This is a genomic window from Sphingomonas sp. PP-CE-1A-559 (genome assembly GCF_004340965.1).
Classification (GTDB): domain Bacteria; phylum Pseudomonadota; class Alphaproteobacteria; order Sphingomonadales; family Sphingomonadaceae; genus Sphingomonas.
Genome location: NZ_SLYA01000003.1, coordinates 606,549 through 630,104, shown reverse-complemented (window position 1 = coordinate 630,104; position 23,556 = coordinate 606,549). Strand labels below are relative to the sequence as shown.

The following is a 23,556-nucleotide window of genomic DNA, read 5'->3' as shown; positions in this document are numbered from 1 at the left end:
TCGTGAGCGAAGTCGACGACGCCATCGCCAGCGCCCGCGCCTCCTGGTCGCGCATTTCCGACGACCGGACGGGTACCGTCATCGCACGCTCGCCATCGCGGGGGCGGGCAAGGCAGACTCAGGCGATCGGCAAGCGGCTGACCCGGATTGCGATCGCCGACGTGTCGATCTTGATTGCGGCGATGGTGATCGGCTGGATCGTGCCGCTCGGGATCGGCGGCGCGATGCTGGTGATGGCGCTGCTGGTCGCCGCCACGGTGCTGTTCGCAGTCTGGCCGGCAGAACGCGCGCCGACCACCGAGCGCCTCGCCGCGGTCGACATCCGTGCCCTCCCCGCGCAGACCGAACGCTGGCTGGAAGCGCAACGCCCAGCCCTCCCCGCACCGGCGATGACGTTGGTCGACCGGATCGGCCTGCGCCTCGAAACGCTTACGCCGCAACTCGCGACGCTCGACTCCAACACGCAGGAAGCGGTCGACGTACGGAAACTGATCGGCGAGCAGCTCCCCGCCTTCGTCAAGGATTACGAAAAGGTCCCGGCGTCGCTCCGCACCACCCCGCGCAACGGCCGCACGCCCGACGCCGAGTTGGTCGACGGCTTGAAGCTGATCGAACAGGAGATTGGCGAGATGACCGCCCGCCTCGCACAGAGCGACCTCGACAATCTCTCAACCCGCGGCCGCTTCCTGGAGATGAAGTACAAGGATTGAGGGAGTGAAGCGCACCCGGCTCAGCGTCTGCCGCAGGAAGGCGCGCTTCGTCTCCGAAGCGGACGCGCTGATCGTAGCGCAAACCGGACGCGTACCGCTCAGAGCCTATCGGTGCGACCGCTGCCTACAATTCCACCTGACCAGCCGCACGAAGGGCAAGCGCGTGCTCGGGTAGCTGGCAATTCGCCGATCGCGCGGTGTTCAAGGATAAGCGCTCGTCTGGATTAGAGCGACCTCGACAATCTCGCGACGCGCACGTTTCTGAAATAAGATCGAATACGAGAAAGACGGCGCGCAGTAGCGCAAGCGCGTGCCACGAACTGCAATCATACCCGATGAATTTAGACTTTGATCGTTGATCCGAATCATGCACGATGTCGCCTGATAGATCCGGAGGCTGGACCATGATCGGGTTGCTTTTCGTGCTGGCGATGCAGGCTGCTACACCCGACATCATCGTGTCGGGCAAACGTCTGGACGAAGCATACCTGGCCTGCGTCGAACAAGGTTGCCCGCCGCTTCGCGATGCGCAGGTCTCGATCGCGTTTGCCGAACAGCAATTCCGCCAAGGCGCCTATCAGCGGGCCAGGCGGACGCTCGCTGCCGCGGTAGCGCGCAACAAGCAGAATGCCGCGATCGCACCAAAGCCGGTAGCGGCGCTATATGAAGCCTATGCGACGGTGTCGCTGCACGACGGCGAAATGGATGTTTTCAAGAAGGCGGTGGGTGGACAGGTTCGCACGCTGCGCGAGAATTTGCCACCCGACGATCCCGCGGTGACTGCCGCCGCGTTCGCCACCGGCGACATGTGGCTGGCACTGCGCGACGGACGCACGGCCGAGCTTTCCTATCGCGCGGTCGAACGGCAGGCGCTTGCCGACGGCAACGCGACGTTGGCGATGCTGGCGACATTGCGTCGCGCCGAGCTGGCCAACGCGCGGAACGATCCCGCCGGGGCCGCCCGCCTTCTGGCCGAAGCCGAGGCAAGACCCGCCGCGACCGACCCCGCGCTTCGATCGGTGTCGCAGGTGGTCCGCTTGCGACTGGCAGCGCAACGTGCCGATGATGGTCAGGTCGACCGGTTGGTGCGGGAGATCGGCCACGACACGTCGACCCGACCGGTGCTGATCTGGGGCCCTCCCTATGAACCAACGGCAGAGGCGGCGGCACGGGACGCAGCCGCCAAATTCGACCTCAGGAACCCGGTGCCGGCCAGCTCGTCCGATGTCGGCTCGATCCAGTGGGTCGATATCGGGTTCTGGATCACGCCCGATGGCAAGACCGACGATGCCGAGATCCTGCGCGGATCGCGGTCGACGGGGTGGGCGGGGTATCTGGTCAAGCAGGTATCCGCGCGCCGCTATACGGGTACGGACGGAGCGGCGGGCGCGCGGGGCGTCTACAGGGTCGAGCGGTTCTCGCTGCGCGGCACGTATCAAACGCCTACCGGCAGTCTGATCAATAGACGGGCTGGCCCCGGCGAACTGGAGGTGCTCGACCTGACGCTGCCGGATACGACGATAACGGCAAGTCGCTGACCGGCACTAGCCGTTGATCGCGCGGGCTCGATCCGCCAGGCGCGCGACCGCAGCGGCGTGAATGCCGGGAGTCGCGGTCAGCACGCCGAACGCCTGCGGGCGCGGCTTGTTGAATATCAGCGGTGCGCCCAGTGCATCGGTCACCACCGCCCCCGCTTCGCTCGCGACGAGGATTGCGGCGGCGATGTCCCATTCGTTGCCCCAGCGCAGCGTGGCGACGAGGTCGGCTTCGTCGGCGGCAACCATGGCTATGCGTAGCGCGATCGAATTGGGTTTGTGGACCATGACGAGGTCTCGGTCGGCTTTGGGGAGGGCGTCGACGGGCGTGCGGCTACCGGGGAAGTCGGTTCGGTTTCCGGCCTTTAACGGCACGCCGTTGCGGGTTGCGCCCTGCCCCGCCACCGCGTGCCAGCGCTCGTCGCGGGAGGGGGCTTCGAGGATGCCGATCACCGGCTTGCCGCGGTCGACCAGCGCGACCGAGACGCACCAGCCGGGCCTGGCGCGGATATAGTCCCGCGTTCCGTCGATCGGGTCGACGACCCAGAGCAGGTCGTGGGCGAGGCGGTCGGCGTTGTCGGCGGTTTCCTCGGACAGCCAGCCGGCTTCCGGGAGAAGGGTCGACAGCCGCGCCTTGAGCATCCGGTCGATCGCGATGTCGAGTTCGCAGACCGGACTGCCGGGAGTCTTTTCCCAGCGCTGGAAATCGGTGTCGAAGCGGTCGAGCGCCATCGCGCCGGCCTCTGCGGCGATACTCGCTACCGCGTCCGCCATTGCCCGCAGCCATGTCGGCGACCGCTCCGGGAATCGCCCAGAACTGGGCCGCCGCTCAGCCACTCGCCACCGTCATGCCCTCCACGCGCAGCGTCGGCACGTTGACGCCGTAGCGGAATTCGAGGTCGTTGGCGGGGGTCATCGCGAGGAACATGTCCTTGACGTTGCCGGCGATCGTGAACTCGGCGACCGGCGTGGTGATCTGGCCGTTCTCGATACGGAAACCCGCTGCGCCACGGCTGTAGTCGCCGGTCACGCCGTTCGCGCCGCCGCCCATCAGTTCGGTGACGTAGACGCCCGACTCTATGTCGGCGATCAGCGTTTCGAGGGGTACGTGGCCCGGCTCCATGAACACGTTGCTGGTGGAAACGCCGGGCCCGCCGCCGACACCGCGCGCAGCATGGCCGGTCGGTTCGAGGCCGAGTTGCCGCGCCGAGGCGGAATCGAGCAGCCAGCGTTCGAGCATGCCGTCCTCGATGATGTCGCTCGGCGAGACGGGCAGGCCTTCGCCATCGAACGGGCGCGAGCGCAGGCCGTGCGGGCGGTGCGGATCGTCGCGGATGGTGATGCCGTGCGCGAACACTTGGCTGCCGAGCGAGTCGAGCAAGAAGCTGGTCTTTCGCGTAATCGCCTGGCCGGAGATCGCGCCGAGCATGTGGCCGACGAGCGATCCGCCGACGCGGCGGTCGTAGACGATCGTCGTCGGCCCGCTGACGAGGCGGCCGGGATTGAGCCGCGCGACCGCCTGTTCGCCGGCGCGGCGGCCGATCGCTTCGGGCGATTCGAGATGCGCGCGGAGGCGGGCGCTGCTGTGCGCGTAATCGCGCTGCATGTTGCCGCCTTCGCCTGCGAGGACGCTGGCTGATACGCCGTAGCCGGTCGCGGCATAGGCGCCGGCGAAACCGTGGCTGGTGGCGAGTGCCCAGACGCTGCGCGAGGCGCTGGCGCCACCGCCTTCGCTGTTCGAGACGCCGGGGACGGCGCGCGCGGCGTCCTCGGCCTCAAGCGCGGCGTCGCGGAGTTGCTCGGGGCTGGCTTCGCCACCATCGTCGAGGCCGAGCATGGGCGTGATACCGTGGAGGAGGCGGTCGGCGGGGGCTAGGCCGGCCCAGGGATCTTCCGGTGCTTCACGCGCCATCGCCACCGCGCGTTCGACCAGCGCATCCATCGCGGCGGTCGATAGGTCGGAGGTGGAGACGCTGGCGGAACGCTGGCCGACGAACACGCGCAGGCCGAGGTCTTCGCTTTCGGAGCGGCCGATGTCCTCGAGCTTACCGAGGCGGATCGACACGTCGAGCGCGGCGTCGGCGGCGAAGACCGCGTCGGCGGCGTCGGCGCCCGCCGCCCTCGCGCGCTGGACGATGTCGTGGGCGCGGTCGCGGGCTTGGTCTGGGGTCAGCATATCAGCGAGTTAGGGATGCAGGCTCGTGCCGACAACCACGCAGGCGAGGAACATGAGCAGTCCGGCGAAACGGTTCGCGCGGAAGCGGGCGAGCGCGGCGGTGCCGGCGCCTTCGTGCGTGTCGGGTTTGAGCGTGACGACCTGCCATGCGAGGTGGAGCGCGACGGGGACGAGCGCGGCGATCGCGAGCGGGTCGGGGCGGACTTGCCAGAACGCTGCGGCCCATAGAGCGACGGCGGCGACGTAGAAGATGCCGACGCCGGCTTTGACGTGACTGCCCATGCGGAGCGCGGAAGAGCGGACGCCGATCATCGCGTCGTCTTCGCGGTCCTGCAGCGCGTAGATCGTGTCGTAGCCGATCACCCACGCGATCGAGCCGGCGTAGAGCAGCCACATCGGCGTATCGAGGCCGCCTGCGATGTCGCTCCAGCCGACCAGGAGCGCCCAGGAGAAGACGATGCCGAGCCATGCCTGCGGCCACCAGGTGATGCGCTTCATGAACGGGTAGGCGGCGACGGGGGCGAGGCTGGCGAGCGCGACGACCGCGGCGAAGAAGGTGAGTTGCAGGAGGACCGCAAAGCCGATCAGGCAGAGCGCGACGAGCCAGATCCAGGCGAGCTTGATCGAGACGAGCCCGCTGGGGATCGGCCGGGCGCGGGTGCGCGCGACCTGCGCGTCGAGGTCTCGGTCGACGATGTCGTTGAACACACAGCCGGCGCCGCGCATCGCGATGCTGCCGAGGAGGAGCCAGAGGATCAGGTCCCATCGTGAGCCTTCGATCCAAGGGGGCGCGCCACCGGCGAGCGCGACGCCCCAGGCGCCGGGCCAGAACAGCAGCCACCAGCCGATCGGGCGGTCGAACCGCGCTAGCAGCGCGAGGCCGCGGAGGGTTGGCGGGAGGCGGCCGACCAACCCTCGGTGTTCGCTGTCGGGGACGATTTCAGCGTGGCTCGGCTTGGTCTGCATGATGGGGGCGTAGGAAGACGGGGTTTGGCGCGCAAGCCTTTGCCGGGTACCGGTGGGGCGTGACGCGTTCGGACCCTCCAGCATGATCGGCCTTTCGGTGGCGGTCGGCCGCTTTGTCGAGGCCTTGTTCTGGGGGATTTTTCGCGTCGCCGGGGCAGTCGCGGGGGTGTTGATCCTTGGGGTTGTGGTGTTGGTTGTGGCTTGGGTGATCGCGCGAAAAATGTGGGCGCGGCGGAAGCGGTGATCTGAGTTTTTGCGTTTACCGGAAGCGCTAATCTTCTCCCCTCCCTGGAAGGGACGGGTCGGGGGTGGGTCGGCTGCTTGGCGGACGTGCCGGCAATTCCGAGCCACCCCACCCCCAGCCCCTCCCTTCCAGGGAGGGGAGCGAGAAGTGCCATCCTCCCCGGCACGGGGAGGGGGACCGTTCGCCATCGGCGAAGGGTGGAGGGGGATCGCCGCGTGCGTGATGCTGGCGGAATGCGCAACACGCGCCGCAACCCTGGTGGAAGACGCTGAACGCTAGCGTGACGCCTGTGGAAGCCCCCCTCCACCAGCTTCGCTGGTCCCCCTCCCCGTGCCGGGGAGGATTTGCTAGGGCGGCGCTTATGCCTGCAACCCCAGCCTGGCCGCCGCAGTCCACGCCGCGCCTGTTCGTCGATACGCCGCTCTCGGCTGGTCCGCTCCATGTCGATGGCCCCGCGGCGCATTATCTCGTCGGAGTAATGCGGATGAAGATCGGCGATCCGGTGAAGCTGTTCGACGATAGGACCGGCGAATGGCTCGGCGTCGCGGCGAGCGTCGGCAAGCGCGATCTGGTGCTCGACATCACCGAGTTGCTGCGGCCGCGCGAGGACGTGCCCGATCTTTGGCTCTGCGCCGCGCCGCTCAAGAAGGGCCGGGTCGACTGGATGGCGGAGAAGGCATGCGAGCTTGGCGTCGCGCGGCTGGTCCCGGTGGTCACCCGGCGGACGATAGTCGACAGGCCCAATACCGAGCGCCTCCGCACGCAGATGATCGAGGCGGCCGAGCAATGCGGGCGCACCGCGCTGCCCGAGGTTGCCGAGCCTGTGAAGCTCGCCGCGTTACTGCGCGACTGGCCTGGGGATCGCGCGCTGTTCTTTGCCGACGAGACCGGCGGCGTGCCGGCGTTGGAAGCGATGCGGGCACGACCGGGACCGGCGGCAATCCTGATCGGGCCCGAAGGCGGCTTCGATGTCGACGAGCGCGAGGCGATTCGCGCGCATCCGAACGCGGTCGGCATCGGGCTGGGGCCGCGGATTCTTCGCGCTGAAACCGCGGCAGGTGCCGCCGTTGCCTTGTGGATGGCGGCAGCGGGAGATTGGCGCGGCGAATGATCGAAACGACATTGCTACCGATTGGTCCGGATACCCTCTAGCACCCTCGTTCATCGGCGCGTAAGGCGCGGCGATGACGACGATTCCCGCTCCGAAAAAGACCAGCCCGACGATCGAGTCGCGCGACCAGTTGATCGCCAGCTTCGCGGGCGGCGAAAAGCCGAAGGATGCGTGGCGGATCGGCACCGAGCACGAGAAGTTCGTCTATGCGAACGGCGACCATCATGCGCCGTCCTATGACGAGCCGAGCGGCATCCGCGCGTTGCTCGGCGAACTGGAGCAATATGGCTGGAAGCCGGTCATGGAGGGCGGAAACGCCATCGCCATGTCGGGTCCCGACGGCAGCATCAGCCTGGAGCCCGCGGGTCAGTTCGAGCTCTCTGGAGCGCCGCTCGACTCGTTGCATGAGACCTGCGCCGAGACCGGGCGTCATCTGGAGCAGGTGAAGGCGGCGGGCGAAAAGCTCGGCATCGGCTTCCTTGGGCTCGGCATGTGGCCGGACAAGACGCGCGCGGAACTGCCGACGATGCCCAAGGGGCGGTACGCGATCATGCTGCGGCACATGCCGCGCGTCGGCAGCATGGGGCTCGACATGATGCTGCGGACCTGCACGATCCAGGTGAACCTGGATTATGCGTCCGAGGCCGACATGGTGAAGAAATTCCGCGTCGGCCTCGCGCTCCAGCCGCTGGCGACCGCGCTGTTCGCGAACTCGCCGTTCACCGAGGGCAAGCCCAACGGCATGCTGTCGTATCGCAGCCATATCTGGTCGGACACCGATCCGCATCGCACCGGCATGCTGCCGTTCGTGTTCGAGGATGGCTTCGGGTACGAGCGCTACGCCGAGTATGCGCTCGATGTGCCGATGTACTTCGTCTACCGCGAAGGGAAATATATCGACGCCGCCGGGCTGTCGTTCCGCGACTTCCTGAAGGGTGAATTGTCGGTGCTGCCGGGCGAGAAGCCCACGCTCGACGACTGGACCGATCACCTGTCGACGGCATTCCCCGAGGTGCGGTTGAAGACGTTCCTCGAGATGCGTGGTGCGGATGGCGGGCCGTGGAACCGGATCTGTGCACTGCCCGCCCTGTGGGTCGGGTTGCTGTACGATCAGGGTGCGCTCGATGCGGCATGGGACCTGGTCAAGGACTGGACGATCGACGAGCGCCAGGCTCTGCGCGATGCGGTGCCGAAGCTGGGTATGAATGCGCCGATCGCCGGCGGCGGCAAGCTGCGCGATATCGCTGGCGAAGTGCTCGACATCGCCGGCGCCGGGCTGTCGGCCCGCGCGCGGTTCAATCGGGCGGGCGACAATGAAAGCGGGTTCCTCGATCCGCTGCGGGAGATCGTGCGGAGCGGCAAGGTGCCCGCCGAAGTGCTGTTGGAGCGCTATCACGGCGCGTGGAACGGCGACGTGTCAAAGGTCTACGACGAAGCCAGCTTCTGACTGCTCCCCTCCCGTTTATGGGAGGGGTCGGGGGAGGGCTTGGCCGCGAGCGATCCGGTCCACGGCATAGGTTAGCCCCTCCCCTAACCCCTCCCGCAAGCGGGAGGGGGATTAGCCGCGCAACCTTGCGAACAACCGCGGCACCAGGCCGTTGCGCGACATCCAGTCGAAATACACGCGATAGTCCGGGTCGAGCTTCAGATGCCGCTCCTCGGTCTTCGCGCGCCAGTAATACACCCCGCTGACCGCCGCCATCAGCAGCGTGGCGCGCGCCGCATCGACCATGCTGCCCAGCGTCAGCACCGGGATCGTCGAGATCCACCAGAACAGGTTCTTCGACAGATACGCCGGGTGGCGCGACACCGCATAGGGACCATGCGTCAGGATTCCCCGATTGGTCAGGTTCGAGAAGCGGAACCCGAATGCCATCGTCGCCCAGGCATAGATCGCGGTCAGTCCGACCAGGATCGCACCGATCAGCGCGAGCAGGATCGGATGCCCCTGGACCCAGTATGCCCAGTCCGACGTGCCCGGATGATAATCGAGCGGGCCGCCCGTCGTCATCAGGATGAACGGCGGATAGCACATGAGCGCCGGCATCCAGGCCGCGGCGAACGGATTGGCGCTGCGGATGTGTGAATCGAGCGGGCGGAACGTGAGCAGATAGCCGACCGTCGCGAATGCCACGTCGATCAGGAACATCAACGTCACCAGCCAGCCCGACAGCGCGACCGGATCACGCAGCACCGACGCGACGTCGCCGCGGACGAAGTTACCGAAGCCCGGCGGGACGATCGCGAGCATGAAGGCGAGGAAGAACGTCTTCACCCCCCAGGCGCGCAGATGGCCGTAGATCGCCTCGCGGTCGACACCCGCCTGCCCGGTCAGCCACGCGCCGAGATGCCATGCGCCATCACGCGGCTCGACGAGATAGCGGTCTATCCAAAGGACATACGGGATCGACGCGACGAACAAGATCGGCGCGGCGTTGGTGAAGCACCACATCGCGAACGCGAAATTGCCTTCCCAATAAAACCGCCCGGCACCGTAGATCACCGCGATCCCTGCCCAGGTCGCCCACAGCCCGGCGAGCTTGGTCAGGCTCAGGTCCAGCGTTTCGCGCCAGAGCTTGGCGGCCGACCAGTCGATCCCGGTACTGGGATTGCGATGAACCTTGTCGACCAGCAAAGACCAGACGATCATCGGCAGTCCGCAGGCGCCGACGTTGACGAGCGCCGAATAGGGCCCGTCCATGCCGTAGTGTCGCGCCAACCCGATCCAGACAAGCACCCCGACGAGTCCCGACAGACCCGCGCCGTGACTGACCGCCGACCGCGGACGAGGGTCGGTCCCGGCCGTACCGGCAAGCTGAGCGTCGTGATCCATGGCGGTGATCCGTAGCGCGGATTGGTAAGCAAGCCATGAAGCATGTTTGGCCGCCAGTCCGAAACAAGGTCATCCCCGTCGATTTGGGATGATCGGCAATGGCAGCATCGGATCCGAAATAACGCAGCGCGGGCCGGGCTGGGTGGGAGGAGAAACTCGCTCGGTGCTGAATAAGAGGGGCAATCTGGGCTCGTCGTTGCCTGTGGATCACGAGCGCGAATGTTCTATTTCGGGACCTGGATGACCGCGAATTTAATCGCGGGCGTCCCGTCGGGCGTTACGTTGCGATCAAGGAGATCGCGATGTTTCAGAGACTTATCGGACGTGCCAAATGCATGATCGGGATACATCGTCGGTCTCGCAGACACACCGTCTTCAAGGGTCGCGGCGCGGATACGAGCATCTGCCGCTATTGCAGGAAATCGATGCGGAGTACGCCGGCAGGCTGGGTCGTCGAACACTCGAGCTGAACCGATCGTCTGAATGCGAGGCGCGGCCAGAGGTTCCTGTGGTACTCGTCGCGCTATCGCCCGTTTGGTGGTGCGATGAACGGACTAAAGCCCGGTCCGGCGGCGTGTCGTGGTCAGTGACGCCACAATTCGTAGATGTTCAGGATGACCTCGAACGCGATCAGCCCGATTACGGCAAGCTCGAGCCGTAACGAGCGCTTGTCCTGCACCAAGTCGAGCAGCCATTCGGCAGCGTCGCCGATGACCTCGAGCTTGCGTTCCATGGCGCGTGCGCGGTCGCCCAGTTCGAACTCCGCTTCGAGACGCCCGTAGAGGCGGTCGAGTTCGGGATGATCCCAGAGCAGGTCCGGCTTCTCGGAGATTTGTGCCCGGCCGACGACGCGGTGCTGCGCGGCGAGAACGTCACCGATGCTCTGCATCACGCGTCGGATCGGCATCACCGCACGACCGTGGATGCGCAGCTCGTTGATGAGCGGCTCCACGCGATCGAATGCTTCGGCAATACGGCCTTCATCCCGCGCGAGGACGACGCTCCGGGCGACGACGGTGGCCGTCAGCAACAAGCGTTCCCGTGACGCCTCCCTCAATCGTATGTGTCCGTCTGCACTGACTGTTTCCTCGCGGTCCGCGGAAATCTCGATCCAAGCGGTTTCGGTTTCGGGCGTGGCCAGCGGATCGATGATGTGCTCGGACAGGGTTTCGATGAACCGACGCTCGGTTTCGACCGCCGCCCCGATCAGCACCAGGACACCGTAGCGAAAGACGAACGCGGCCCCGACCCCCGACAGGTTGAGGGTCTCGGGCTCCGCGAAGTCCTGCAGATTCCGGGTATCGATACGCGTACCCAGCAGAAGCGCTCGCACGTCGCCCCTGGCGGGTTCGCCAGGCAGGGGTGCACCCAGCACCTCCCTGATCCCGACGCTTATCGTTCGCAACGATCCGCCCTCAACCATGTCGCGTCACAACCATGGGACCGGCCTTATCAGTTTCAGACATATCGTCTCGCGACCGATTTAGCGGCTGCCGAGCTACACGTAGCGTCACACGATTGTTGCCAGGCATGCAATCGATGAAAAGGACCGAGGCGACGCCAGTCCATTGCCTGCATCGGCAAAGCCGTGCCAACACCATGCGATGTATCGCGCTTCATCCTTGGCGGTTTTGCCGCTGTTTCTGGTCGCCGCCCCGGCCTGGGCACAGCAACAGGATACGCAGGCGTGGGAGCAGCTGAACGTGGTCGTTCCCATCGCACCTAAATTGCGGGTGACGCTCGAAGAGATTGCGCGGACCAGCGACCGCCAGGACGGGATCTACACCACCGAATTCGGTGCGCTTCTCGGCTGGCAGTTGGCCAAGGGCGTCGAACTCGGATTCGGATACCGCCATGTCGGCTTTCACAGTCGCAACCTCGCGCCGGACGAGGACCGGCTCCGCCAGCAGATCGTGGTCACCAGTGGGCGCTTCGCTGGGCGATTGCGACTCGACGAACGGTTCAACCCCGACGGCAGCGAGATCGGCTTCCGGATCCGGCCGTTGCTGCGGTACAATTTGCCGCTCGGACCCAAGCGTTTGGCCTTGTTCGTCAGCCACGAGAGCTTTTTCCTGCCGAACAGTACGACCTGGGGCCAGCGCGCCGGGTACGAGCGGATGCGCAACATCGTCGGGCTGGCCTTCCCGATCGGCAAGGCGGTGACGGCCGATGTCGGTTATCTCAACCAGTATCGCTTCGCGCGCGGTGGCGCACGTGCCCAGATGGACAATGCGCTGAACCTGCAGCTTACCTTGAACCTGGGGACACTTGGCGTGGCAGGCCTTCACGACTGAAGTCCTCGCGCTGGAATCCGGATCCCGACCTCGAGTTTGCCGCGTCATCGTCGAAAGCTTTGCCTCCGAACGTTCGCTCCTGTGTATCGGGACACCACTTGCGCGCGGTCCGCTTAGACGCAACGATAGGTCATGTCGTTCCTGCTCTCGCTGCTGCTTCTCCAGGCCGCCGTCCCCCAGACGCCGCCGCTTACCCCCGCGGTCAAAACCGCTCCGTCCACGTCGAAATGGCCGGCACGCGACGCGCGGTTCACGGTTCGCCGCTTTCGCTTCCGCTCGGGCGAGACGCTGCCGGAACTGCGCCTCAACTATACGATGCTGGGGCAGCCGCACCGGAATGCCCGGGGTGAAATCGACAACGCGGTGATGGTCCTGCACGGTACGGGTGGCACCGGCCGCCAGTTCCTCAGCCCGCAGTTCGCCGACGAACTCTACGGCCCGAGTCAGCCACTGGATATCACGCGCTACTGGATCATCCTTCCCGACGGGATCGGCCACGGCAAATCCTCCAAGCCATCCGACGGGCTGCACATGCGCTTCCCGCACTATGATTATGACGACATGGTCGAGGCGCAGTACCGGCTGCTCCATGACGGTCTGGGCATCCGCCGCATGCGGCTGATCGTGGGAACGTCGATGGGCTGCATGCACAGCCTGGTATGGGGCGAGACGCACCCCGAGTTCGCCCGTGCGCTCATGCCGCTCGCCTGCGAACCTGTCGAGATAGCCGGGCTGAACCGCATGTGGCGCAAGCTCGCGATCGACGGGATCAAGGCCGATCCGGCGTGGGCGGGCGGCGAGTACCGGACGCCACCGGTACAGGGCCTGCGCACGGCCGCCAGCCTGCTGTTCGTCGCTGGTGGTGCGCCGCTATTTTTCCAGCAACAATATCCCGGGCGCGATGCCGCCGAGGCCTTTGCCGAGCAGCGGGTCGGAGCCTCGATCGACGGGACGGATGCCAATGACCTGGTGTATCAACTCGATGCCTCGCGGACCTATGCGCCATGGTCGCGGCTGGAGGCGATCACCGCGCCGACGACCTGGATCAACTCGGCCGACGATTTCATCAACCCGCGCAATCTCGATTACCCGCAACGCGCCGTTGCTCGCATGAAGAACGCGCGATTCCGGATGATTCCGGAGAGCACCGACACGCGCGGCCACGGCACCCACACCGCGGCGCGGTTCTGGAAGCAGGATCTGGCCGACCTGCTGCAACGCACCGAATAGATGCCGGAGGACGCAGAGACAAAAATTGCGTAGTTCAGCCGTGCGTTATCGCCTGCGTGGCAATCGAGCCGTCAGACGCAAGATGGGAAATGACATGCGATTTGTTCAGATCGAGATCCTGCCGCAGGGCAAGGCGCTGGTAGATATCGACAAGCTGACCCACGCGGTACCCGAGGGTAATGGGTCACGCCTGTTCCTGGGGGCGCAGCATATCGATGTGCCGCATTCACTCGCCGAACTCGAGAACGTCCTGGCCGGTCGCGAGCGAACCGACGATGGCGCGAACAGCACGGCGGGGTTCGGCATCCGGTAGGCTGACGCGACGGCGCGCGCTGGTGCAGATTTGATCTGCCGCCGCCGTCGTCATCGGTCGCGTTACGACCAGATGGTTGCGTATCAGGCCGTCGCCCGACGCATCAGGCCTCGTCGGTGGAGATCGGCTTCCTCGCCGCCAACTGGACCGGCTTGCCGATGACGGGACGGCCAGATGGCCATCGTCGCGCGATGCAGCGGTCCTTGGCGATCCGGGCTACGCTGACGGTATCGCCCTGGTTGCCGCCGAGGACGTGATACGCGGTTGCGTCTTCGCCGACATAGAACCCGACATGCCCACCCCCCGGACGCTCGAACACCAGCACCGCGCCGGGAGCCAACCGCTCCGGCCGCAGTGACGAGCCCCATGTCGACCATGACGTTGCGCGCACCGCGATAGCGACCGGCTCGATACCGTCTTCCTGAAGACAATAGGCGACGAACACCCCGCACCACGGGACGCTGTCGGCATTATAGACCATCCCCAGGACCTTCGTCCCCAGCCGCTTCGCCCAACCCAGGATCGTCGCGCTGTTGGCCGATCCGGCAGCTTCCTTCGTGCCCAGCTTCGCGCGCGCGGCTTTCAACCATTCGGGCTCCGTCACCATGACTCACTCGGCCTCAAATCTGAAATCCGGGAACGCCCGTGGTTGCGCTCGAACACGGGCACTACAGCATCCGCTCCACGGTCGGCAGGATCGCCGCGACCACCGCTGCGATCGCCGCGGCGTTGGGATGCACCCGATCCGCCAGTACCATATCGGAATGTCCCAACACGCCGGGGGGAAAGAATGGCCAGACGGTCGCGCCATGCTCGGCAGCCAACCCCGCATGGATACCCAGATACGCCGCAGCGCGGTCACGGATGAACGCCGGGGGATCGACGGTGGTCAGCAACACGGGAATGCCACAGCTACCCAGGCTCAGCAGGATCTGCTCGAGGTTCGCCCGCGTACGCGCCACCGGAATCTGCCGCAGGACATCGTTCGGTCCCACCTGAACGATCGCGAGTACGGGCCGCTGGTCGAGCGCGGATAACAGGCGAGGCAGGCGCTGCAGGACGTCGGCGGTGGTATCGCCCGACACCCCGGCGTTCACCACGCGGGCGCCGGGACATGCCGTCTGCAGAGCTGCCTGCAACCGTGCGGGAAAACTATCGGCAGCCTGCAGGCCGTAACCGGCAATCAGGCTGTCACCTATTGCCAGGATCAAGGGTCGGTCGGTCGTCATGCGTTGCCGCGAGATAGTTCACGTTCGACGCATTGTAAGACGTTCGGGTAAGATGCCCAGGGTCGGGCGTCGGATCGCTATCGCGCCGAACCTTTGACGCTGGTGCTCGTTCCTACGTGATGACAGACGAACGGACGTCGCGGCACTCATGAGCGTATTCTTCACGGCCGACACGCATTTCGGCGATCATCGCACGATCAACATCTCGCGACGACCGTTTGCCAACACCGCCGAAATGGATGCGGCGTTGGTCGAGCGCTGGAACGCCGTCGTCGGCCCCGATGACGTGGTGTGGCACCTGGGCGACGTGGCACGTCGCCCGACGGATGTCGCCGAACTGCTCGCCCGACTGAACGGGAGCAAGCATTTGCTGCGTGGCAATAACGATCCGGATGCGACGCTGGCGGCTGACGGATGGGCGAGCGTCGGCGACTATGCGGAAATCGAGCTGGATGGCCGACGGCTTGTCCTGTGTCATTATCCGTTCCGAAGCTGGAACGGGCAGCACCGTGGTGCGCTGAACCTGCACGGGCACAGCCACGGCCGGCTGAAACCGATGCCGCGCCAGTTCGACGTCGGCGTCGATGGCCACGACTTCGCACCGATCCTGCTCGACAGCCTGATCGACGCACGCTGATACACGTGCATCTGACATCGCGTCGCTCCGGGAGCCGACCTCGGCATGCGCGCGATCAGGCGCGCATTGCCGTCACGAAGGCCTGGAAGGCGGCGGTGGGTTGGCGTCGGCTAGGATAATAGAGATGGTTCGGTGCCAGGGTCGGTGCCCAGCCGGCCAGCACCTCGACCAGGCTGCCTTCAGCCAGTTGCAGCGCGGCGTGCGGCAGCGGCAGGCAGGTTACGCCTAGCCCCGACACCGCGGCGTCGCGCATCACGTCGATGTCGTTGGTCGTGAAGTCGCCGCGGACCGATCGCTCCAACGTCCGGCCATCCCGTTCGAATTCCCAACGGTGGACGATACCCGACGACGTGTACCTGTAACACAGGCAACGATGCGCCGAGAGATCGTCGGGATCGACCGGTGCAGCACGCCCGGCGAGATAGGATGGGGCGGCGACGAAGACGAGCGGCACCGGCGCGCTGATCCGGACCGATATCATGTCGGCTTGCAAACTCTGCGCGTGGCGGACTCCGCAATCGAAGCGGTCCGCGACGATGTCGACGAACCCGTCGTCGACCACCAGTTCGACGGCGATGTCGGGATAGGCGCGCGCAAAGTCAGCCAGCCGCGGAAGGATGGCGTAGATCGCCGCGACCCGGTGCGCGCTGACCCGGATCCGTCCTGCCGGTCGTTCGCGGGCATTGTCGAGATCGGCCAGCGCGCCCGCGACCGAGGCGATCGCCGGCCTCAACCGCGCCAGCAGTTCCTCGCCTGCGGGCGTCGGCGCCAGCGACCGGGTGGTACGGTCGAGCAGTCGAACGCCCAGTTTCGTCTCCAGCGATCGCATCGCATGGCTCAAGGCAGAGGCCGACAGTCCAAGCCGCGTCGCCGCCCGTGCGAAACTGCCAGCCTCGACGATCGTCTCGAACACCGCGAGACCGGACCAGAGATCGCGATCCATTCGTGAACATCCTTCAGCAACCCATGCGCCCCAGACGACCTAATCCTCGGGCGGTCCGGCGTCCATCTGGAGGCGACACAGTGCAGGATGCCATCATGAACCTCGACACCTATCGTCCGCTCGGCCGCTCCGGCCTGCTCGTCAGCCCGCTGGCGCTCGGCACGATGACCTTCGGCACGCCGCGCTGGGGGTTGGACGAGCGCGGCAGCCGCGCGGTGTTCGATCGCTACACCGATCTCGGCGGCAATTTCGTGGATACCGCCGACGTCTATGCGGGGGGCCGATCCGAAGAGATGGTCGGCGCGTTCGTCGCCGCGCAATCGTCGCGCAACCGGATCGTCATCGCGACGAAATCTGGGTTCGCTACCGGCCGCGGCTATCATGCGGGCGGCAATGGCGCGCGCCACATTATGGCCTCGGTCGAGGGTTCGCTCCGCCGGCTCAAGACGGACTTCATCGACCTGTACTGGGTGCATGTCTGGGACGGCGTCACCCCTGCCGACGAATTGCTGCGGACGATGACCGCGCTCGTCGCAGCGGGCAAGATCCGCTATTGGGGCATATCCAATACGCCTGCGTGGTATGTCGCCGAACTCGCCACCCTGGCCCGCGTCCAGGGTCATCCGGCGCCGATCGGCCTGCAATATTTCTACTCGCTGGTCGAGCGTGGGGTCGAGGCCGAGCACCTGCCGCTCGCGCGGTCGGCGGGCATGGGCCTCGTTCCCTGGAGCCCCCTCGCCTATGGCTTGCTGACCGGCAAGTACGACCGTGCCACCGTCGAGGCGGGTCCGAAGCGGGCGGGTGGCGTCCCCAACCAGGCCGGCGCGGACGACACCGCGCGGCCCGCGGACGACAAGCGGCTCGACGGCGACAATCCGTTCGGCGACACGCTGTTCACCGAACGCAACTGGCAGATTCTCGAAATACTCAAGCGCATCGCAGGCGAAATCGGCGAAACGCCGGCACGTGTCGCACTGTCCTGGGTGGTCGGACAGCCGGGGGTCGCATCGACGTTGATGGGCGTGAGCCGGCCCGAACAGGTGACCGACAATGTCGCCGCACTCGCCCTTCGCCTGCCGCCGGAACACCGGGCGGCGCTCGATGCGGTGAGCGGCGGCAACCTGCCGTTCCTCTACGGCCTGTTCCAACCTGCCGTGCGCAACCAGGTCGTCTTCGGTGGCGGAGATGTCCGAAGCTGAAGCTTCATCCTGGAGCCGGCAACGTGGGACGAAATCTGCGCCCGTCCGGCTCCAATCGACAATCTTCGCGTTTGAGGATGTCCGGTCCGCTGCACGCTGGGATGTTGCGCGCCGGCACGGGGGTATCATGCGGATTGGGATCATCGGCGCGGGAATGGCGGGCCTGTCTTGTGCGCATGCGCTACGCGACCAGGGTCATCGCCCGGTCCTGTTCGACAAGGGTCGCGGGCCCGGCGGCAGGATGTCGACGCGCCGGATCGACACGCCGCTGGGCGAGGCCGCGTTCGATCACGGCGCGCAATATCTCACGGCGCGCGATCCCGCCTTCGTCGCGCAGGTCGATCGTTGGGCGCAGGCGGGCCACGTCGCCCGCTGGTCGCCGGCGGGGCCCGATGCCTGGGTCGGGACGCCGGCGATGAATGCGCCGGTCCGCGCGATGGCGGGCGACCTGGATGTTCGATGGAGCACGGCGATCGACAGCGTCTCGCATGACGGCGAATGGTGGATCGGCAGCGAGCGGTTCGACGTGGCGATCGTCGCGGTACCTGCAGAACAGGTCGCGCCCCTGATCGCGGCTCACGACGGTGCGCTCGCCGATGCGGCCCGCTCCGCGGTGTCCGATCCCTGCTGGACCGTCATGGCGGCGTTCGATGGTCCGGTGCCGCTCGCGTGCGACCGGGTGACGGACCTGGGGGCCATCGGATCCGCCGTCCGCAACTCGGCCAAACCCGGGCGGACCGGACCGGAGGCGTGGGTGCTTCAGGCCAGCGCAGACTGGTCGCGCGCGCATCTCGAAGATACGCCGGACGTCGTCGAACAGGCATTGCTCGCAGCCTTCGCCGACCACATCGGTGCCGCGTCGCCTGCCGTCGTAGCGACCAGCGCGCATCGCTGGCGGTATGCAAAGACCAACGCGCTGGACCGCGGTGCGTTCTGGAATGCGGACATACAACTGGGTGCATGCGGCGACTGGCTCCTCGGCCCCCGGATCGAAGCCGCTTGGCTATCCGGGCAGCGGCTCGCGTCGCTCGTTGGTCCAACCGGATCAACTGCCGCTGAAGGATGTCAATGAGACCTACCTTGCGCTGTTGAAGCGCCCTTCCCCGCCTGAACCATGTCGATCGGTGCGGGCTGGAGAAGCCGACCGAAATCGCGGCACTGCCGCCACTATCGGTGTTCACGAACTACGACCTGTGATCTTTACCTCGGTATGCCGGGTATTGGATCCGGGTCGCCGCAGCTATGCCGCAACCGCAGATTGGTCACATGCGCTAGCGCCACGAAGATGCCGCCAGTCACCGTGACGGCAATTTCGACGCCGCCTTCCCGCAGTGCGAAGGCCCCTATCGTCATCAGACCCAGCCCGGCGGCGCCAAGGAACAGCGGCCACGATGCCGCGTGGCGCGCGCGTCCGCCGACCAGTGCGATCACCGCCATCGGTGCCGCGAACAGCAGCACCCAGCGGTGGAAGCTCTCGGGTATGACGATGAACGCGGACACGGCCGGTAGTGCTGCCAACAGGAGCGGCAACGCGAGGCAGTGAACCATGCACGCCGCCGATCCCGCCATGGCCGCACGATCGAGCCAATCCATTCCGTACGTCCGCATCGTTCTCATCTTGCCACAACCACCATCACCATCGTAATGATACATCATATCATAACATATGAGGTTGGTCGATGGTGCAAGATGCAAAGCTGCTGTTACCGGTGACGGTCCTGTCCGGGTTCCTGGGTGCCGGCAAGACGACGCTCCTCAATCACATCCTCGCCAACCGGGAAGGTCGGCGCGTGGCGGTGATCGTAAACGACATGTCGGAGGTGAACATAGACGCCGACCTGGTACGCAGCGGCGATACGGCCTTGTCGCGCGGCGAGGACACGCTAATCGAGATGACCAATGGCTGCATCTGCTGCACGCTGCGCGAGGATCTGCTGGTCGAGGTGCGCGCGCTGGCCGATGCCGGGCGGTTCGACTGCCTGGTGATCGAGAGCACCGGTATCTCCGAGCCGTTGCCGGTCGCTGCGACCTTCTCGTTCGAGGACGAGCAGGGTGAAAGCCTGTCGGACGTCGCGCGGCTCGACACGATGGTGACGGTGGTCGACGCCGCCAATTTGCTGCGCGACTATGCGAGCACCGACTTCCTTGCCGACCGAGGCGAGGCACTTGGCGACGACGATCGCCGCAGCCTGGTCGGGCTGCTCGTCGAGCAGATCGAGTTCGCGGACGTGATCGTCATCACCAAGGCCGATCTCGTCGATGCCGCGCAACTGGCGACCGTCCGCAAGCTGGTGGCGTCGCTCAACGCCGATGCGCGCATCGTCGAGGCACGCCACGGACACGTACCGCTCGACTCGGTGATCGAGACCGGCCTGTTCGACGACGAGAAGGCGGAACTGCACCCGCTCTGGGCCAAGGAACTCTACGGCCATGCCGATCATCGTCCCGAGAGCGAGGAATACGGCGTCGAGAGCTTCGTCTACCGGGCGCGCGCGCCGTTCGATCCGGTCAAGTTCCACGCGTTCGCACGCGGCGGCTGGCCGGGTGTGGTCCGCGCCAAGGGACATTTCTGGCTCGCGACACGCCCCGACTGGTGCGGCGAACTCGCGCAGGCCGGAGCGCAATCGGTGACGGAGGCGCTGGGCCGCTGGTGGGCATGCGTACCGGAAACGAAGCGCCCGAGCGGCGACACGTGGGACCGGATGGTGGCGGCGAAATGGTCGCCGATCTGGGGTGACCGGCGGCAGGAACTGGTCTTCATAGGCATCGACATGGACGAGGCCGAGATCAGGCGTCGCCTCGATGCGTGCCTCGTGCCCGCCGCCGCGTTCACGCCCCGGCTGTGGGAGGGGCTGCCCGATCCGTTCCCCGCCTGGGGCGTGCGGGAGATGGCGTGATGAACGGCGCAACGATACTCGCGCCAGTCCGATCGCACGTTCACCGCGCGCGGACCGTCGAGGCTTTCGCGGCGATCCTCGACCCCGACGTGAATCTCGCGATCTGGGAGCGCCCTTCGATGCCGTCGGTCGCATCGCTGGACGGTTTCGGCACGATCCAGATGACGGCAACGGTCGATCGCGCGCATGCCGCACTGATCGATGCGTTCGCGCAGCAGCCGCCCGCCGCCTGGCATGCGGACATCGCCGCGGACATCGCTGCGTTGGCTCAGTCCTTCGCTGCGATCATGAACCTGTCGCACGTCGTGATCCGGCTGGAGCGCGTGGTGAGCGACGCCTGCAAACGCTGGCACGCGGATTACGTGTCCGTCCGGCTGATCTGCACCTATCGCGGGTCGGGGACGCAGTGGATCGAACGGTCGGCAGAGACCGCCGATGCGCCGGCGGTCGAGACACTGCGATCGCTCGCTCTCGGTGCGGTCGGCCTGTTCAAGGGCCGTATCCTCGCCGGCGAACAGGCGATCGTCCACCGTTCGCCGCCGATCGCGGGTACCGGCGAGGAGCAGTTGCTGTTCGTGATCGACGGTCCGCCGCCAGCGGAGACTGCTGCGCTGTGGGAGCGGGCGATGCAACGTGGCTGACATATTCGCGGCCCATCATCGTCACGCGATCGGTGGGTACCCTCTCACGTCTCCCATGATCCAAGCCATCAGGATGCCGACCGCATGACCCGTTTGCCGCTTATCCTCGCCGTCACGCTTGCAAGCCTCGGTGCGGTCGCCGGTGCGCAGCAGGTACTCGGGCCGTCGGGGTATCTAAAGCCGGACGCGTTCGATGTGCTGGCCGTCCTGCCGCCTGCGCCGAAGTCGACCGATCCTCGCGGTATCGCCGACCGCGCGATCTTCAAGGCGACGCGGGCTTTGCAGGGCAGTCCGCGCTGGGCGATGGCCACGAGCGATGTGAAGTCCGCGCCCGCCGACCTGTTCCGCGACTTCAGTTGTGCCATGGGGATCGCAATGACGCCTGAAAATGCGCCGCGGACCGCCGCGCTGCTGCGGCGCGCCATGTTCGACACCGGGCGCCAGACCGGCATCGCCAAGACCTTCTACAAGCGGCAGCGGCCGTTCCTGATCGACCGCGGACCGATCTGCCAGCCCGCCGACGAGGTTGCGGACAGCTATGATTATCCGTCGGGCCATACGACCGCCGGCTGGACGATGGCGACCTTGCTCGCGCAGATCGCGCCCGATCGTGCAACCGCGCTTCTCGCGCGCGGTCGGGCGTACGGCGAAAGCCGGATCGTGTGCGGCGTCCACAATGCCAGCGCGGTCGATGCGGGGCGGCTGTCGGCCTCGTCCACGCTGACCGCCATCCAGGGCGATCCGGCCTTCACCGCCGATCTCGCTGCGGCCGGACAGGAGATCGCGACGCTCCGACAGACCGGCGGCGCGCCGAAACCCGATACCGCCCAGTGCACACGCGAAGCGGCACTCGTCGCCCAGCCCCTCTACTGACGAGACACTCATGACCGACACGACCGGCTCGCGCCTGCTGCTCAATCGCCGCACCATGATCGGGGCCACTGCCGCGATGATCGGCGCCCCCGCGATCCTGCGCGCGCAGCAGCTGTTCTCCGCCTACCCGTTTCGACTCGGTATCGCGGCGGGCGATCCGGCTGCGGACGGCTTCGTCATCTGGACCCGGCTCGCCCCCGATCCGCTGGCCGAGCATGGCGGCATGCCGATGCAGCCGGTCGAGGTGGAGTGGCAGGTTGCGACCGATCCGCGCTTTGCGACCCCGGTGGCCGGCGGCAAAGCGCTGGCGCGTCCCGAACTCGCGCACTCGGTCCATGTCGAGGTTGCCGGACTGCAGCCGGATCGCCCTTATTGGTACCGTTTCACGGTCGGCAACGAGCGTTCGACCGCAGGATGCGCGCGCACCCTGCCGATCGCCGGCGCGTCGCTCGACCGGCTGCGTTTCGCGGTCGCCGGCTGCCAGAATTACGAAGACGGGCTCTATACCGCCTATCGTCACCTGGCGGCTGAGGAGCCGGCGTTCGTCTTCCACTATGGCGACTATATCTACGAGGGCCGGAGCGCGCCGATGCCGGTCGGCTATGACGGCAAGCCCCGCCGCTTCGTCCGCGAGCATGCCGGGCAAAAGCTGTTCGATCTCGCCGATTATCGCCGCCGCTACGCCCAGTACAAGACCGACCCCGACTTGCAGGCTGCGCATGCCGCAGCCGCATGGTTCGTGACGTTCGACGACCACGAGATCGAGAACAACTGGGTCGGCGAGATCGACCAGGAGAAAGATCCGCCCGAAGTGTTCGCGCTGCGCCGGGCCGCCGCGTTCCAGGCCTATTACGAGCACATGCCGCTACGCCACTCGGCCTTTCCGGGCCCCGCTGGCATGCAGATCTATCGCCGGGCGACGATCGGCAATCTGCTCGACCTGCATCTGCTCGACACGCGGCAGTTCCGGACCGACCAGCCGTGCGACGATGGCTTCAAGACCCGCTGTGCCGGCTGGGCCGATCCCGCCGCCCAGGTGATGGGACGGACCCAGGAGGCATGGCTCGCCACCGCCGTGAAGCAGAAGAAGGCCCGCTGGAACGCGCTGGCGCAACAGGTGATGATGATGCCGCTCGACCGGCGGACCGGCGACGAACCCGCACCGATACGCAACATGGACAGTTGGGGCGGCTACGACGCGCCGCGCGAACGCGTGCTGAAGATGGTCGAAGGGCTCGGCAACATGGTCGTGCTGACCGGCGACGAGCATCAGAATTATGCAGGCGTGCTGCGTACCGAAGGCGGCCAGGGGGATGCCGTCGCGGTCGAGTTCGTCGGCACGTCGATCACTTCAGGCGGCGACGGCGCGGACCGGCGGGTGGGCGAGGATCGCATCCGCGCGCGCAACCCGTTCCTCGCCTGGACCAACGACCGGCGCGGATATCTGCTGTGCGATGTGAATGCCGACCAGTGGAAGACAAACTTCCGTACCGTCGATACCGTCACGCGGCCCGACGGCGTGATCAAGACGTCCGGTACGGCGATCGTCGAGCACGGCCGTGCCGCCGTGACGATGACCTGAACGCACCTCGATAGCATAACCTGAACCTCGGTCCGCGGCGCGGAGTGGGGCAAAGATGTCGCGGTGTCCGGCAAAAACGCATCGGGCTTAACCCCGCCTATTGCCGCGCGTTACAGCGGTGTTACCGATTGGCGACGGATCCG

At 66.4% G+C, this 23,556-nt stretch carries 25 protein-coding genes; 16 read left to right on the top strand and 9 right to left on the bottom strand.

All coding sequences use genetic code 11. The features are described from left to right. Positions 1-2 precede the first annotated feature (2 nt). From C8J42_RS13320 to C8J42_RS13315, 3 genes are all read left to right on the top strand, one after another. Positions 3-710, top strand: a complete 708-nt coding sequence (locus C8J42_RS13320) for a hypothetical protein (protein WP_243644376.1) — start codon at positions 3-5, stop codon at positions 708-710. 4 nt (positions 711-714) lie between these two features. Beyond that, positions 715-885: a hypothetical protein gene (locus C8J42_RS20165; protein ID WP_165895496.1), complete on the top strand. Its 171-nt coding sequence runs from the start codon at positions 715-717 to the stop codon at positions 883-885. A 229-nt stretch (positions 886-1,114) separates the two neighbouring features. Continuing rightward, entirely contained in the window at positions 1,115-2,248 is a 1,134-nt protein-coding gene (locus C8J42_RS13315; protein WP_243644374.1) for a hypothetical protein, read from the top strand. Between the two features lie 6 nt (positions 2,249-2,254). On the opposite strand, the gene C8J42_RS13310 is transcribed toward C8J42_RS13315, so the two are convergent. From C8J42_RS13310 to ubiA, 3 genes are read right to left on the bottom strand one after another with little or no spacing between them, the layout of a single operon-like run. Continuing rightward, the gene (locus C8J42_RS13310; protein WP_133020401.1) at positions 2,255-3,019 is read right to left on the bottom strand and encodes a 3'(2'),5'-bisphosphate nucleotidase CysQ; all 765 of its coding nucleotides are present in this window, start codon (positions 3,017-3,019) and stop codon (positions 2,255-2,257) included. 55 nt (positions 3,020-3,074) lie between these two features. Beyond that, positions 3,075-4,421 carry a TldD/PmbA family protein gene (locus tag C8J42_RS13305; RefSeq protein ID WP_133020400.1) on the bottom strand — a complete coding sequence of 449 codons (1,347 nt, stop codon included), beginning with the start codon at positions 4,419-4,421 and terminating at the stop codon, positions 3,075-3,077. A 9-nt stretch (positions 4,422-4,430) separates the two neighbouring features. Continuing rightward, positions 4,431-5,387 (bottom strand): 4-hydroxybenzoate octaprenyltransferase, encoded by a 957-nt coding sequence (ubiA, locus tag C8J42_RS13300; RefSeq protein WP_133020399.1) that lies wholly within the window; start codon positions 5,385-5,387, stop codon positions 4,431-4,433. A gap of 82 nt (positions 5,388-5,469) precedes the next feature. Between ubiA and C8J42_RS20160 the strand changes: the two genes are divergently transcribed. The 3 genes from C8J42_RS20160 (at position 5,470) to C8J42_RS13290 (ending at position 8,189) form a co-directional block, all read left to right on the top strand. Further along, positions 5,470-5,631, top strand: coding sequence for a hypothetical protein (locus C8J42_RS20160; RefSeq protein WP_165895495.1), 162 nt, complete (start codon positions 5,470-5,472; stop codon positions 5,629-5,631). Positions 5,632-5,992: 361 nt separating this feature from the next. Continuing rightward, positions 5,993-6,742 (top strand): 16S rRNA (uracil(1498)-N(3))-methyltransferase, encoded by a 750-nt coding sequence (locus tag C8J42_RS13295; protein WP_133020398.1) that lies wholly within the window; start codon positions 5,993-5,995, stop codon positions 6,740-6,742. Positions 6,743-6,815: 73 nt separating this feature from the next. Next, positions 6,816-8,189: a glutamate--cysteine ligase gene (locus C8J42_RS13290; protein ID WP_133020397.1), complete on the top strand. Its 1,374-nt coding sequence runs from the start codon at positions 6,816-6,818 to the stop codon at positions 8,187-8,189. A 111-nt stretch (positions 8,190-8,300) separates the two neighbouring features. Here C8J42_RS13290 and C8J42_RS13285 read toward each other — a convergent pair whose 3' ends face one another. Beyond that, the gene (locus C8J42_RS13285) at positions 8,301-9,575 is read right to left on the bottom strand and encodes a DUF1295 domain-containing protein (protein ID WP_133020396.1); all 1,275 of its coding nucleotides are present in this window, start codon (positions 9,573-9,575) and stop codon (positions 8,301-8,303) included. A 583-nt stretch (positions 9,576-10,158) separates the two neighbouring features. Beyond that, complete coding sequence (locus C8J42_RS13280; RefSeq protein ID WP_056066659.1) at positions 10,159-10,998, bottom strand: RMD1 family protein; 840 nt, start codon at positions 10,996-10,998, stop codon at positions 10,159-10,161. A gap of 181 nt (positions 10,999-11,179) precedes the next feature. On the opposite strand from C8J42_RS13280, the gene C8J42_RS13275 reads away from it, so the two are divergent. The 3 genes from C8J42_RS13275 (at position 11,180) to C8J42_RS13265 (ending at position 13,412) form a co-directional block, all read left to right on the top strand. Beyond that, on the top strand, positions 11,180-11,869 hold the full coding sequence (locus C8J42_RS13275; RefSeq protein ID WP_133020395.1) for a DUF2490 domain-containing protein: 690 nt from the start codon (positions 11,180-11,182) through the stop codon (positions 11,867-11,869). Between the two features lie 132 nt (positions 11,870-12,001). Next, complete coding sequence (locus C8J42_RS13270; RefSeq protein WP_133020394.1) at positions 12,002-13,099, top strand: alpha/beta fold hydrolase; 1,098 nt, start codon at positions 12,002-12,004, stop codon at positions 13,097-13,099. Positions 13,100-13,193: 94 nt separating this feature from the next. Continuing rightward, positions 13,194-13,412, top strand: coding sequence for a hypothetical protein (locus tag C8J42_RS13265; protein WP_133020393.1), 219 nt, complete (start codon positions 13,194-13,196; stop codon positions 13,410-13,412). 103 nt (positions 13,413-13,515) lie between these two features. Here the strand turns inward: C8J42_RS13265 and C8J42_RS13260 are convergent, their stop codons facing one another. Together C8J42_RS13260 and C8J42_RS13255 are read right to left on the bottom strand one after the other, a co-directional pair. Beyond that, positions 13,516-14,019, bottom strand: coding sequence for a TIGR02594 family protein (locus tag C8J42_RS13260; RefSeq protein WP_133020392.1), 504 nt, complete (start codon positions 14,017-14,019; stop codon positions 13,516-13,518). Between the two features lie 61 nt (positions 14,020-14,080). Continuing rightward, complete coding sequence (locus tag C8J42_RS13255) at positions 14,081-14,641, bottom strand: GDSL-type esterase/lipase family protein (protein WP_133020391.1); 561 nt, start codon at positions 14,639-14,641, stop codon at positions 14,081-14,083. A gap of 148 nt (positions 14,642-14,789) precedes the next feature. Here C8J42_RS13255 and C8J42_RS13250 point away from each other — a divergent pair, with 148 nt between their 5' ends. Further along, on the top strand, positions 14,790-15,278 hold the full coding sequence (locus tag C8J42_RS13250; protein ID WP_133020390.1) for a metallophosphoesterase family protein: 489 nt from the start codon (positions 14,790-14,792) through the stop codon (positions 15,276-15,278). Positions 15,279-15,333: 55 nt separating this feature from the next. Here C8J42_RS13250 and C8J42_RS13245 read toward each other — a convergent pair whose 3' ends face one another. Next, positions 15,334-16,221 carry a LysR family transcriptional regulator gene (locus C8J42_RS13245; protein WP_133020389.1) on the bottom strand — a complete coding sequence of 296 codons (888 nt, stop codon included), beginning with the start codon at positions 16,219-16,221 and terminating at the stop codon, positions 15,334-15,336. A gap of 95 nt (positions 16,222-16,316) precedes the next feature. Between C8J42_RS13245 and C8J42_RS13240 the strand changes: the two genes are divergently transcribed. Continuing rightward, positions 16,317-17,420: an aldo/keto reductase gene (locus tag C8J42_RS13240; protein WP_133020388.1), complete on the top strand. Its 1,104-nt coding sequence runs from the start codon at positions 16,317-16,319 to the stop codon at positions 17,418-17,420. A gap of 127 nt (positions 17,421-17,547) precedes the next feature. Further along, positions 17,548-18,492, top strand: coding sequence for an NAD(P)-binding protein (locus tag C8J42_RS13235; RefSeq protein ID WP_133020387.1), 945 nt, complete (start codon positions 17,548-17,550; stop codon positions 18,490-18,492). A 128-nt stretch (positions 18,493-18,620) separates the two neighbouring features. Here the strand turns inward: C8J42_RS13235 and C8J42_RS13230 are convergent, their stop codons facing one another. Continuing rightward, complete coding sequence (locus C8J42_RS13230) at positions 18,621-19,028, bottom strand: MerC domain-containing protein (RefSeq protein WP_165895494.1); 408 nt, start codon at positions 19,026-19,028, stop codon at positions 18,621-18,623. A gap of 71 nt (positions 19,029-19,099) precedes the next feature. Here C8J42_RS13230 and C8J42_RS13225 point away from each other — a divergent pair, with 71 nt between their 5' ends. The 4 genes from C8J42_RS13225 to C8J42_RS13210 all read left to right on the top strand — a co-directional run bounded on the left by C8J42_RS13225 (position 19,100) and on the right by C8J42_RS13210 (position 23,413). Continuing rightward, positions 19,100-20,317 (top strand): GTP-binding protein, encoded by a 1,218-nt coding sequence (locus C8J42_RS13225; RefSeq protein ID WP_207897125.1) that lies wholly within the window; start codon positions 19,100-19,102, stop codon positions 20,315-20,317. Beyond that, on the top strand, positions 20,317-20,958 hold the full coding sequence (locus tag C8J42_RS13220) for a DUF1826 domain-containing protein (protein WP_133020385.1): 642 nt from the start codon (positions 20,317-20,319) through the stop codon (positions 20,956-20,958). The genes C8J42_RS13225 and C8J42_RS13220 overlap by 1 nt, the downstream gene beginning before the upstream one ends. Before the next feature lie 84 nt (positions 20,959-21,042). Further along, a complete protein-coding gene (locus tag C8J42_RS13215) occupies positions 21,043-21,831 on the top strand; it encodes a phosphatase PAP2 family protein (protein ID WP_133020384.1) in 789 nt (262 codons plus the stop codon). Between the two features lie 55 nt (positions 21,832-21,886). Beyond that, positions 21,887-23,413: an alkaline phosphatase D family protein gene (locus tag C8J42_RS13210; protein ID WP_133020493.1), complete on the top strand. Its 1,527-nt coding sequence runs from the start codon at positions 21,887-21,889 to the stop codon at positions 23,411-23,413. Positions 23,414-23,556 lie beyond the last annotated feature (143 nt).

Coding starts and splice junctions, on each gene's coding strand:
- C8J42_RS13280 (WP_056066659.1), bottom strand. CDS start 10,998: ATGGTTGAGGGCGGATCGTTGCGAACGATAAGCGTCGGGATCAGGGAG.
- C8J42_RS13235 (WP_133020387.1), top strand. CDS start 17,548: ATGCGGATTGGGATCATCGGCGCGGGAATGGCGGGCCTGTCTTGTGCG.
- C8J42_RS13210 (WP_133020493.1), top strand. CDS start 21,887: ATGATCGGGGCCACTGCCGCGATGATCGGCGCCCCCGCGATCCTGCGC.
- C8J42_RS13265 (WP_133020393.1), top strand. CDS start 13,194: ATGCGATTTGTTCAGATCGAGATCCTGCCGCAGGGCAAGGCGCTGGTA.
- C8J42_RS20160 (WP_165895495.1), top strand. CDS start 5,470: ATGATCGGCCTTTCGGTGGCGGTCGGCCGCTTTGTCGAGGCCTTGTTC.
- C8J42_RS13240 (WP_133020388.1), top strand. CDS start 16,317: ATGAACCTCGACACCTATCGTCCGCTCGGCCGCTCCGGCCTGCTCGTC.
- C8J42_RS13315 (WP_243644374.1), top strand. CDS start 1,115: ATGATCGGGTTGCTTTTCGTGCTGGCGATGCAGGCTGCTACACCCGAC.
- C8J42_RS13260 (WP_133020392.1), bottom strand. CDS start 14,019: ATGGTGACGGAGCCCGAATGGTTGAAAGCCGCGCGCGCGAAGCTGGGC.
- ubiA (WP_133020399.1), bottom strand. CDS start 5,387: ATGCAGACCAAGCCGAGCCACGCTGAAATCGTCCCCGACAGCGAACAC.
- C8J42_RS13275 (WP_133020395.1), top strand. CDS start 11,180: ATGTATCGCGCTTCATCCTTGGCGGTTTTGCCGCTGTTTCTGGTCGCC.
- C8J42_RS13295 (WP_133020398.1), top strand. CDS start 5,993: ATGCCTGCAACCCCAGCCTGGCCGCCGCAGTCCACGCCGCGCCTGTTC.
- C8J42_RS13290 (WP_133020397.1), top strand. CDS start 6,816: ATGACGACGATTCCCGCTCCGAAAAAGACCAGCCCGACGATCGAGTCG.
- C8J42_RS13220 (WP_133020385.1), top strand. CDS start 20,317: ATGAACGGCGCAACGATACTCGCGCCAGTCCGATCGCACGTTCACCGC.
- C8J42_RS13285 (WP_133020396.1), bottom strand. CDS start 9,575: ATGGATCACGACGCTCAGCTTGCCGGTACGGCCGGGACCGACCCTCGT.
- C8J42_RS13310 (WP_133020401.1), bottom strand. CDS start 3,019: ATGGCGGACGCGGTAGCGAGTATCGCCGCAGAGGCCGGCGCGATGGCG.
- C8J42_RS13230 (WP_165895494.1), bottom strand. CDS start 19,028: ATGCGGACGTACGGAATGGATTGGCTCGATCGTGCGGCCATGGCGGGA.
- C8J42_RS13270 (WP_133020394.1), top strand. CDS start 12,002: ATGTCGTTCCTGCTCTCGCTGCTGCTTCTCCAGGCCGCCGTCCCCCAG.
- C8J42_RS13250 (WP_133020390.1), top strand. CDS start 14,790: ATGAGCGTATTCTTCACGGCCGACACGCATTTCGGCGATCATCGCACG.
- C8J42_RS13215 (WP_133020384.1), top strand. CDS start 21,043: ATGACCCGTTTGCCGCTTATCCTCGCCGTCACGCTTGCAAGCCTCGGT.
- C8J42_RS13255 (WP_133020391.1), bottom strand. CDS start 14,641: ATGACGACCGACCGACCCTTGATCCTGGCAATAGGTGACAGCCTGATT.
- C8J42_RS13305 (WP_133020400.1), bottom strand. CDS start 4,421: ATGCTGACCCCAGACCAAGCCCGCGACCGCGCCCACGACATCGTCCAG.
- C8J42_RS13225 (WP_207897125.1), top strand. CDS start 19,100: ATGGTGCAAGATGCAAAGCTGCTGTTACCGGTGACGGTCCTGTCCGGG.
- C8J42_RS13245 (WP_133020389.1), bottom strand. CDS start 16,221: ATGGATCGCGATCTCTGGTCCGGTCTCGCGGTGTTCGAGACGATCGTC.